Consider the following 10,413-nt stretch of genomic DNA (forward strand, 5'->3'; position numbering starts at 1 on the left):
TTATTTCTTTAATATTTATTTTCCACAACATTTCTTGTATTTTTTACCACTTCCACATATACAAGCATCATTTCTACCTACTTTTTCTTCTTTAACTACTGTCTTAGAAGTTTTGTAAGCCTTTTGTAATTCTTTTCTCTTATCAGCTGGTAATATAGTTTCCCAACCTGGTAAGTTATATAACCAATGAGCTTCTACAGCTAACATGTTGTAGTATAATTTTTCGAAATCTATGTCTAACTTTATAGTACCATCTGCTTCTATAGTTTCTAAAGTTATATCTTCTTTTAAACTTTCGCTTATTCCATCTATGAATCCCATGAAGTATTCAACAGATACGTTATATTTAGCAGCTAATTCGCTAACTTTACCTTCTATAACTTCTTGCTTATTATTTAATAATTCATTGTATATAGAAGCTTCTGCTTTTAAGTACTCTTCCCAGAACTTAACTTCTGCTTCTTGGCTTTCATGATTATCACTTAAATTTCTCCATTCAGTATATAAACTCATACCTTTTCCTCCTAATTAAAAATTAACATTACTATTAATTTTATATTTATTATAAATANATTATAAATATTTTAATTCAACTACTTTATTATATCATAATTAAATAATTCTTTTAATACTTTTATAGCATACTCCTGATTTATAAAAAATGGGCTAGATGCTATTGTTATTACTTTTGCTTTATCTATTAGTTCTTTTATTTTTGATATCTTAAGTCCATAAGGAATATAATCCATATCCTCTGAGAATATATCTAAATCTATATCTAATACAAACTCTTCTTGTATATCAATATTAAATCCATAAGAACTATCTATTATTATAACATCTGAAAATATATTATGATGTAAAGCTGGTTTAATAAAGCTACCTACATTTAATACTTCATTAGTATATCTAAATACATCTTCTGTATTATCTATATCAACATTATAATTTTCTGGTTCTCTAGTGTCTTTATGTTGGTCTACATGAACTAATTTGCACCCTTTAGTAAAGTTACCTTTTTCTAAACTTTTTATCCAAAAATAAAATGCATGATTGTGGTTATCAAATATATAAATATCTTTATCTTGATATTTATATATAACCATATTTTTAAGTCCTTTAGCTTTTATTTCTATATATTCATCAATTTCATTGAAGACTATTTCTTCTCCAACTAAAACATCATCTAAAGTTCCTTCTATAAGCTTTGGTACGTAAATTTTTTTATTCTCTCTCTCTTCATATGAGAATATATTATTTCCAGTAGGCTTTTCTATATAAAATCCTGTATATTTATCCATATCAATTCCTCTTAACTATTAAAATAAATTCCATGGATATTCCCCAGGTGGTTCACATGTGAATTCCATTTTTTCTTTAGTTGTAGGATGTATTATTTCTAATTTATGAGACCATAATGCTATTTGTTGCCCAACCTTATTTACATTTTGACCGTATCTTTGATCACCATATAAAGGATGCTTTCTGCTTGCAAATTGAACTCTTATTTGATGAGGTCTTCCTGTTTTTAAATCAATTTCAACAAGACTAAACCCATCTTTTCTATCTAAAGTTTTATAGCTTAACTCTGCATTTTTAGCTTCTTTATGATCCTTATTAACTACACTTACCATGTTAGTCTTTTTGTTTTTGTAAAGATAATCTTTTAAAGTATCTTCTTTCTTATTCATATCACCGTGTATAACCGCTCTATATGTCTTCTTAAAAGTTTTAGTCCTAACTTGGTCTGATAATCTAGATGCAGCCTTAGATGTCTTTGCAAATACCATAATTCCACCTACAGGTCTATCTAATCTGTGTACTAATCCAATATATACATTACCTGGCTTATTGTACTTTTCCTTCACATATTGTTTTAATAAATTAACCATATCTTTATCATTAGTATCATCACCTTGAGATAAGATATTTACAGGTTTTTCTACAACTAAAAGATGATTATCTTCAAATATGACTTTAATCATTATTTAGACTCCCATCTTCCGAATATACCACAAGGAAGAACTTTTCCATCTCTAGATGTTGGTATACCTATTTCTCCACCATATATCTTTCCACCTTTAGCTTTTTTAGCTACTGTAGCATCTAATATATGTTCAAGTATTATTGGAGATAATCCAGTAGTGTATGAGTTTATTAAGAAGAATAAAGGTTCATCTGATAACACTTTTGTACATAATTCAACTAAACCATATAATTTTTCTTCTATTTGCCAAACCTCACCTTTTGGTCCTCTTCCGTAAGAAGGTGGGTCCATTATTATTGCATCGTATTTATTTCCTCTTCTTATTTCTCTTTCAACAAACTTAACAACATCATCAACTATGAATCTTACTTTTCTATCTGCTAATCCTGATGTATGTAAGTTTTCTTTAGCCCAAGTAACCATTCCTTTAGAAGCATCTACGTGACATACTTCTGCTCCTGCTGCCGCACAAGCTACTGTAGCTCCACCAGTATATGCAAAAAGATTTAATACTTTTATTGGTCTTTTAGCATTTTCTATTTTATCCATTGCCCAATCCCAGTTTGCCGCTTGTTCTGGGAATAATCCTGTATGTTTAAATCCTGTTGGACTTATATTAAACTTTAAGTTTTTATAACTTATTGTCCATCTTTCTGGATATTTCTTTTTATGTTCCCATTGTCCTCCACCTCTGTTACTTCTGTGGTAATGTCCATGAGGATTTTTCCATAATCCACTTTCATTTGGTATAGGCCACATAACTTGAGGGTCTGGTCTTCTTAATACTATATCTCCCCAACGCTCTAATTTTTCTCCGTTACCCATATCTATAAGCTCGTAGTCTTTCCATTTATCTGCTAATAATAACATTCGATTCCTCCTAAATTAATTCTATCAATTTATGTATTATACCATATAATTACTTAATATTTTCGGTATTTTATACACTTTATATTCCTAGTTATTAATTATTTAGAAGTTCTAAAAATATATATTATAAATAAGTTTATATTATAAACTTGTTAACTATGCTTTTAATTTAGCATACTATATTTTAGTTGATTTTTATAATAGGGGGTAATTTATTATGATGTATTATAAAAGAGCTGATAGCTGTTTATACAATCCTATCTATGTAAAATTTAATGAAGATACACAAACATCAGAGACATTTTCTTATACACTACAGTATCCGTCTTTCTTTAATTTAAAAAATACTAATTTCAATGTAAATCAAAATATTCTTAACAATATAAGCTCAACAATAAATTCCGATGTATTTACATTTAAAAATGGATTAGTAGATGAAGAAAAGCAAGTAAATGCTGATAATGCTCAAAGTAATCAATCATTGTCAAAGTATAATGTGATTACAAATTTTGCAGTTCCATTTAATAAAAATCATATATTAAGTACTATAGTTAGCCTTATGGCTTTTGTTAATAATGAGGGCCCTAAATATGATGAATTAAATAATTATAACTTTGATTTGTTAACTGGAAATGAATTTACTATTGGTAGTGTTTTTAATCCTAATATCGATTATCTAAAAGTTATCACTAATTACGTTAATTATAAAATAAATCAAAATAAAGATTTATACTATCCTGATGCAACTGTAGAGATTGCTGATGACCAATCTTTCTATTTAACTGATGAGGGAATAGTAATTTACTTTGGAGTAGATGAAATTGCACCTAAAGAATTTGGTATTCCTAAGTTTACTATGGAGTACATAAAATTTGCTCCATATATAAATCCTAGATTTTACTGTTCACCTGAGAATATCTACAGATCAAATTWTACATCCGTTGCTCAAAATATAATTTTTTACCTGTATATTAACTTAATTTAAAAGTTATGAACAATTTTTTATAGAGTATAAAATTCTAGTACGTAAAAATAAAAGGATGAAATTTAATATTTCATCCCTTTATTTTTATTCAGCTATATTATATACTTCTAATCCTGCATCTTTTATCTCTTTTTTCTTAACTTCTACTAAAGCTTTTAATGTATCTAAAGATGTCATTACTTCTGTTGAGAACTCAGTTGCAGTTCTTCTTATTTTAAATCCATCTCTTGTTGAGTCATTACCTTTAGTAGGAGTATTTATTACTATATCAACTTGTTTATTTCTTATAGCATCTAATATATTAGGTCTTGCTTCTTCTACTCTATTAACTACATCAGCATCTATTCCATTTTCTTTTAGAGTTTTAGCTGTACCTTCTGTAGCAACAAAAGTATATCCTAATTCTTTCATATCTTTTGCTATTTCTATAAATTCTTCTTTATCGTAGTTATTTATAGTAGCTAGTACTACACCCCTTTTATCAGACATAGTTTTTCCAGCTGCTAAGAATCCTTTATATAAAGCTTCTTCTAAGTTTTCACCAACACCTAAAACTTCTCCTGTAGATTTCATTTCAGGTCCTAAGCTTACATCAACTCTAGCAAGTTTTGACATTGAGAATACTGGAACCTTAACTGATACTAATTTAGGCTCTTTGTATACACCTGTTCCATATCCTAAGTCTGCTAATTTTTCTCCTAGCATACATCTAGTAGCTAAATCTACTATCGGCACATTACTTACCTTACTTATATAAGGAACTGTTCTACTTGCTCTTGGGTTAACCTCTATTATATATAATTCATTTTGGAATTCTATAAATTGTATATTAACCATTCCAAGTACRTTTAATTCTAATGCTATTTTTTTAGTATAATCAAGTATCTTTGCTTTTATTTCAGAACTTACATTTTGGCTTGGATACATTGTTATACTGTCTCCAGAGTGAACTCCAGCTCTTTCTAAGTGCTCCATTATACCTGGTATTAATATATCTTTACCATCACATATTGCATCAACTTCTATTTCTCTACCTGTTAAGTACTTATCTATAAGTACTGGGTTTTTAGAGTCTCTTTGGAATGCACTTTCTAAGTATTTAGATAACTTATTTTCATCATAAGTTATTTCCATACCTTGACCACCAAGCACATAAGATGGTCTAACTAAAACTGGATATCCTAGCTTTTCAGCTTCTTTTATACCTTCGTTAACTGACCATATAGCTTTTCCTTTTGGTCTGTTTATATCTAACTTTTCTAGTAATTCTTCAAATTTTTCTCTGTCTTCAGCTGCATCTATATTTTCAAAGTCAGTTCCTAATATTTTTATATTCTTTTCATGTAAGAACTTAGCTAACTTGATTGCTGTTTGACCACCAAATTGTAATATTACACCATCTGGATTTTCTTTTTCTATTATATTTAATACTTCTTCTTCTGTTAATGGTTCGAAGTATAATTTGTCTGAAGTATCAAAGTCTGTACTTACAGTTTCTGGGTTGTTATTTACTATTATAGTTTCTATTCCCATTTTTCTTAGTGATTTTACACAGTGAACTGAGCAATAGTCAAACTCTATACCTTGACCTATTCTTATAGGACCAGAACCTAAAACTACAACTTTTTTCTTATCACTTATTTCTACTTCATCATATTGCTCATAAGTTGAGTAGTAGTATGGAGATAATGCATCAAACTCTCCTCCACAAGTATCAACCATTTTATACGCTGGTTTTATGTTGTATAACTTTCTTAATTCGCATAGTCTTTCTGGACTTATTTTCATTAAGTCAGCTATACCTTTATCAGAGAATCCTTTTTTCTTTAATTCTAATAAGTATTCCTTATTTAAATCTTCTATTTTCATTCCCTTTAATTTTTCTTCTTGTTCTACTATCCACTTAAATTTATTTATAAACCACTTATCTACTCCAGTGATATTTTCTATCATTTCTACTTTATAGCCTCTTCTTATCATTTCAGCTAAGTCAAATAATCTTTCATCATCAGGAACTACTATGCTACTTTTTAATTCTTCTATACTCTTTTCTTCAGAAGGAGAGTGAACTAAAGAATATTTTCCTATTTCAAGGGATCTTATACCTTTAAGTATAGCTGCTTCAAAGTTGCTTCCTATACTCATTATTTCTCCTGTTGCCATCATTTTAGTTCCTAATTTTCTATTTGCTTGTTTAAATTTATCAAATGGCCATTTTGGTATCTTAACTACTACATAGTCAAGAGTAGGCTCGAAACATGCATAAGTCTTCTTAGTTACTGCATTTTCTATTTCATCTAATGTATAACCTAAAGCAATCTTCGCTGCAACTTTAGCTATTGGATAACCTGTAGCCTTTGATGCAAGTGCTGAAGATCTTGACACCCTTGGGTTTATTTCTATTATTGCATATTCTAAACTATCTGGATTTAATGCTATTTGAACGTTACATCCACCTTTAACTTCTATAGCATTTATTATATCTATAGATGCTTTTCTTAGCATTTGGTATTCTTTATCACTTAAAGTTTGACTTGGTGCAACAACTATACTATCTCCTGTATGAACTCCAACAGGGTCTATATTTTCCATGTTACATACAGTTATACAGTTACCGTTACCATCTCTTATTACTTCATACTCTATTTCTTTCCAACCTTTTATACTCTTTTCAAGTAATACTTGGCTAACTGGACTTAATTGTAATCCTTGAGTAAGTATTTCTGTTAACTCTTCTACAGTTTCAGCTATACCTCCTCCAGTTCCTCCTAATGTATAAGCAGGTCTTACAACTACTGGATATCCAATTTTTCCTGCAAATTCTAAACCATCTTCTAAATTAGTTACTATATCACTAACTACTACTGGTTGGTTTATTTGTCTCATTACTTCTCTGAATGTATCTCTATCTTCACCTTTTTTTATAGATTCTACTGAAGTACCTATTATCTTAACTCCGTATTTATCTAATATTCCAGCATCATGAAGTTCAACAGCTAGGTTAAGTCCTGTTTGACCACCCATTCCTGCTAATAAGCTGTCTGGTCTTTCTTTTTCTATTATTTTTTCTATAAATTCAATTGTTAATGGTTCTATATATATTTTATCCGCTACTTCTTTATCCGTCATTATTGTAGCTGGGTTACTATTTACTAATACAACTTCTATTCCTTCTTCTTTTAAAGCTTGACAAGCTTGTGTTCCAGAGTAGTCAAACTCTGCTGCTTGCCCTATTATTATAGGTCCTGAACCTAGTACTAAAGTCTTTTTTATACTATCTATTTTAGGCATAATTTTTTCTCCTTATCTACTTAACGATTTTTATAATTTTCTATACTAACTCTAAGAACTTGTCGAATATATAATCGTTGTCTTTTGGTCCTGGACAAGCTTCTGGATGATATTGAACACTGTATATAGGTAATTCTTTATGTCTCATACCTTCTACAGTATTATCATTTAAATTTATATGTGTTACTTCCATGTTTTCTGGCATTTCAGATACGTAGTAACCATGGTTTTGAGATGTTATGAATATTTTGTTTTCTTCTAAATCTTTAACTGGATGATTTCCACCTCTATGACCGAACTTTAATTTAGATGTTTTTCCACCTAATGTTAAAGCTAATAATTGATGCCCTAAGCATATTCCTGCTATAGGTTTCTTTCCAATTAATTGTTTTATATTTTCTATAACATCCTCTAAATCTTCTGGATCTCCAGGTCCATTTGATAAGAATATTAAATCAGGATTTATTCCTAAAACTTCCTCTGGCTTAGTAGTTGCTGGGAATACTGTTATGTCACAGTTTCTATTAGCAAAAGATCTTAATATATTTTGCTTAACCCCAAAGTCCATAACAGCAACCTTAGTACCTTCACCTTTTATATGCTCTATTTCTTTTCTAGTTACAGTTTTTACTGCTTGTGTATTTGTAAATGCTTCTAACTTTGATTTTACATCTTCTAAAGATGCATTTTCTAAAGTTATTATACCTTTCATTGTTCCGTTATTTCTTAGTATTTTAGTTAATGCTCTTGTATCTATACCTTCAAGTCCTATAACCTTATTTTGCTTTAAGTATGTATCTAAATCCATTTCACATCTGAAGTTGTTTGGGTCATTACTTTTTTCTCTAACTATAAATCCTTTTACATGAACTCCTTTTGATTCCATATCTTCTAGATTTATTCCATAGTTCCCTACTAGCGGATAAGTCATTGTTACTATTTGACCATAGTATGATGGGTCTGTTAATACTTCTTGATATCCTGTCATAGAAGTATTGAATACTACTTCACCTATACCATCTTCTAAGTATCCAAATGCTTTTCCTTCAAAAATTGTTCCGTCTTCTAATATTAATTTCCCCTTCATTTGACTTCCCCCTATATATTTTCGATTTCTTTTACTATATCATTTGCTGCTTGACTTGGATTTTCAGCTTTAGTTATAGGTCTTCCTACTACTAAATAGTGAGCTCCTTTATTTATAGCATCCTTAGGAGTAACAACTCTTTTTTGGTCTCCTACTGAAGCATTTGCTGGTCTTATTCCTGGACATACTGTAACGAAATCCTTACCACAAACTTCAACTATTTTATCTACTTCTTGTGCAGAACAAACTATTCCATCTATTCCAGCTTCTTTAGCTAATTTAGCTCTTTTTATAGCTAATTCTTCAGTTGTCATATTGCATCCTATATCTTGTAAATCTTGATTACTTAACGATGTTAAAACAGTAACTCCTACTATTATTGGCTTTTCTATTCCTAATCTTTCAGACTCTTCTTTAGCAGCTTGAGCACATTGTCTCATACCTTCCATATCTGATACATGTATAGTCATTAACCATACATTATCTCTTACTGCTGCTCTTACTGCACTTTGCATTGTATTTGGTATGTCATGGAATTTAAGGTCTAAGAAAATTTTCTTTCCTTTTTCTTTTAGATAATCAACTGTTTTTCCCCTTGTAGCCACATATTGTTCTAATCCTACTTTGAATATGTCTACACTATCTTCTAGTTTATCTATTAATTCCTTAGCTTTATCAAATTCATTTGTGTCTATTGCTACTATTAATTTTTCTTTTCCGTTTACCATTATTAACTCTCCCCTTTTTAATAAAGCCTAAGATTTGCTATCCTTACATCTCTTTTGACTCCCCTTTTTAATAAAGCCTAAGATTTGCTATCCTTACATCTCTTTTGGTGTGTTAATAAAAAAATCCTCACACCAAAAAGAGATGTAAGGATTTTTATCTATTATAGATATCTTTCCCAGCCTCTCTGGACTAGTTTAAAAGACTTTATTATATTTTTTATTTTATATATCAAAAAACCTCTAACTAATCCAGTTAGAGGTTGTAAATACAAGTTTAAATAATAAAAATATTTAACCTTTTTAGCCTCTCTGGACTACTTTTAAGGATTATGTTTATAAGTTTATAGTTTTAAATATACTTAATATCCTCTCTGGGATAATTTAAAGCTTATCTTTGTGTATAATTATTACACTTTTATAATTTAATGTCAATAAGTATTTTTAGGATAAAATTTATTTATTATTTCAAAATAGCAGTTATATAATATTCTTTTCCTATTCTCTTTTTAACAGGCATCTTAGAATAATTAGTTTGTAAATCAAATTTCTTACATGCTATATCAAAATGTCTAATAGCTATTCCCATACTTATCTTATTTGTATCTTTAAGATTTTTCTTTTGTTTCTCTTCATAAAAATGAATATTATTTTCTTTATTATATAAAATCCAAGGTTGAGAATTTTTCATAGATGGGGCTAATCTTATTACTTCTACAATTTGTTCTAAGTTTTTATCTAATTTTCTACAAATATGTTTTATACTTTTTCTATCTGCATTTTTATTATTTCTAAATAATTTTTCACTTTCTTCAGGATATCCGAATGCAATTATTGAATATGGTTCTTCTAAATTTTCTTCTTTTTCTATATCCTCTACCTGATTTTCCTCAGTATTTAAATCTTCTATTTCACTTTCCAAGTCTACAAACTCTAAAATATCATCTCTATTTATATTACATTCTAACCAACATGTTGCTACTCCTAAAGTAGTCAATTTTAAAACTACTTCTTCCATAGCAAATCCAATGTCCTGTAGGTAATCTTCACCTTTATTAGATGTAACAATTATATAATGTGGTGCCTTTACCTTGCAGTCTTTTCCCATTAAAAAGTGTACTAAGTGTCCTCTGTCTATAACATGTGCTTTTATACTTAAATCTTTATTTAGATAATTAATGTCCGAGCATATATTTTTAACTTCATCTAATAGTTCTTTCTTTAGTCTTTTATTAGAGTATTTTCTTATTGATTTTCTATAAAAAATGGCATCATATAGCTCCATTTCCGTCCTCCTAATTGAATCTCATTATATGTCTATCTATATATTATAAATTTTTTTTTTATCTTTTGTATATGTTTTATGAAAAATATACTACTTTCTAATATTTAACAGCATATAAATTTATATTTCATAATTTATTTAATTTATATTGTATTAATAATATATTMTTTATATGTGTAATTA

At 28.8% G+C, this 10,413-nt stretch carries 9 protein-coding genes; 1 reads left to right on the plus strand and 8 read right to left on the minus strand.

Features of this window, described 5'->3' with window-relative positions:
- Positions 1-15 precede the first annotated feature (15 nt).
- The 4 genes from G3997_RS10230 to G3997_RS10245 all read right to left on the minus strand — a co-directional run bounded on the left by G3997_RS10230 (position 16) and on the right by G3997_RS10245 (position 2,857).
- Entirely contained in the window at positions 16-513 is a 498-nt protein-coding gene (locus tag G3997_RS10230; RefSeq protein WP_296645635.1) for an SEC-C metal-binding domain-containing protein, read from the minus strand.
- Between the two features lie 80 nt (positions 514-593).
- A complete protein-coding gene (locus G3997_RS10235) occupies positions 594-1,301 on the minus strand; it encodes a UPF0489 family protein (RefSeq protein WP_330616137.1) in 708 nt (235 codons plus the stop codon).
- A gap of 18 nt (positions 1,302-1,319) precedes the next feature.
- The gene (locus G3997_RS10240) at positions 1,320-1,985 is read right to left on the minus strand and encodes an RluA family pseudouridine synthase (protein WP_296645636.1); all 666 of its coding nucleotides are present in this window, start codon (positions 1,983-1,985) and stop codon (positions 1,320-1,322) included.
- Positions 1,985-2,857 carry a class I SAM-dependent methyltransferase gene (locus G3997_RS10245; protein ID WP_296645637.1) on the minus strand — a complete coding sequence of 291 codons (873 nt, stop codon included), beginning with the start codon at positions 2,855-2,857 and terminating at the stop codon, positions 1,985-1,987. Before G3997_RS10245 ends, G3997_RS10240 begins: the two co-directional genes overlap by 1 nt.
- A 217-nt stretch (positions 2,858-3,074) precedes the next feature.
- On the opposite strand from G3997_RS10245, the gene G3997_RS10250 reads away from it, so the two are divergent.
- Positions 3,075-3,842, plus strand: a complete 768-nt coding sequence (locus tag G3997_RS10250; RefSeq protein ID WP_296645638.1) for a DUF3298 and DUF4163 domain-containing protein — start codon at positions 3,075-3,077, stop codon at positions 3,840-3,842.
- An 84-nt stretch (positions 3,843-3,926) separates the two neighbouring features.
- Here G3997_RS10250 and carB read toward each other — a convergent pair whose 3' ends face one another.
- From carB to G3997_RS10270, 4 genes are all read right to left on the minus strand, one after another.
- Complete coding sequence (gene carB, locus G3997_RS10255) at positions 3,927-7,133, minus strand: carbamoyl-phosphate synthase large subunit (protein WP_296645639.1); 3,207 nt, start codon at positions 7,131-7,133, stop codon at positions 3,927-3,929.
- 40 nt (positions 7,134-7,173) lie between these two features.
- Positions 7,174-8,220 carry a carbamoyl phosphate synthase small subunit gene (locus G3997_RS10260; protein ID WP_296645640.1) on the minus strand — a complete coding sequence of 349 codons (1,047 nt, stop codon included), beginning with the start codon at positions 8,218-8,220 and terminating at the stop codon, positions 7,174-7,176.
- 11 nt (positions 8,221-8,231) lie between these two features.
- Complete coding sequence (gene pyrF / locus G3997_RS10265) at positions 8,232-8,948, minus strand: orotidine-5'-phosphate decarboxylase (protein ID WP_296645641.1); 717 nt, start codon at positions 8,946-8,948, stop codon at positions 8,232-8,234.
- 460 nt (positions 8,949-9,408) lie between these two features.
- Positions 9,409-10,230 (minus strand): nitroreductase family protein, encoded by an 822-nt coding sequence (locus tag G3997_RS10270; protein ID WP_296645643.1) that lies wholly within the window; start codon positions 10,228-10,230, stop codon positions 9,409-9,411.
- Between the last annotated feature and the right edge of the window lie 183 nt (positions 10,231-10,413).

It is taken from the genome of Romboutsia sp. 13368, from assembly GCF_018336475.1.
Lineage (GTDB): Bacteria > Bacillota > Clostridia > Peptostreptococcales > Peptostreptococcaceae > Romboutsia.

Bases quoted from the DNA above. Each gene is read 5' to 3' on its own strand.
- G3997_RS10230 (WP_296645635.1), bottom strand. From the start codon at position 513: ATGAGTTTATATACTGAATGGAGAAATTTAAGTGATAATCATGAAAGC.
- G3997_RS10235 (WP_330616137.1), bottom strand. From the start codon at position 1,301: ATGGATAAATATACAGGATTTTATATAGAAAAGCCTACTGGAAATAAT.
- G3997_RS10240 (WP_296645636.1), bottom strand. From the start codon at position 1,985: ATGATTAAAGTCATATTTGAAGATAATCATCTTTTAGTTGTAGAAAAA.
- G3997_RS10245 (WP_296645637.1), bottom strand. From the start codon at position 2,857: ATGTTATTATTAGCAGATAAATGGAAAGACTACGAGCTTATAGATATG.
- G3997_RS10260 (WP_296645640.1), bottom strand. From the start codon at position 8,220: ATGAAGGGGAAATTAATATTAGAAGACGGAACAATTTTTGAAGGAAAA.
- pyrF (WP_296645641.1), bottom strand. From the start codon at position 8,948: ATGGTAAACGGAAAAGAAAAATTAATAGTAGCAATAGACACAAATGAA.
- G3997_RS10270 (WP_296645643.1), bottom strand. From the start codon at position 10,230: ATGGAGCTATATGATGCCATTTTTTATAGAAAATCAATAAGAAAATAC.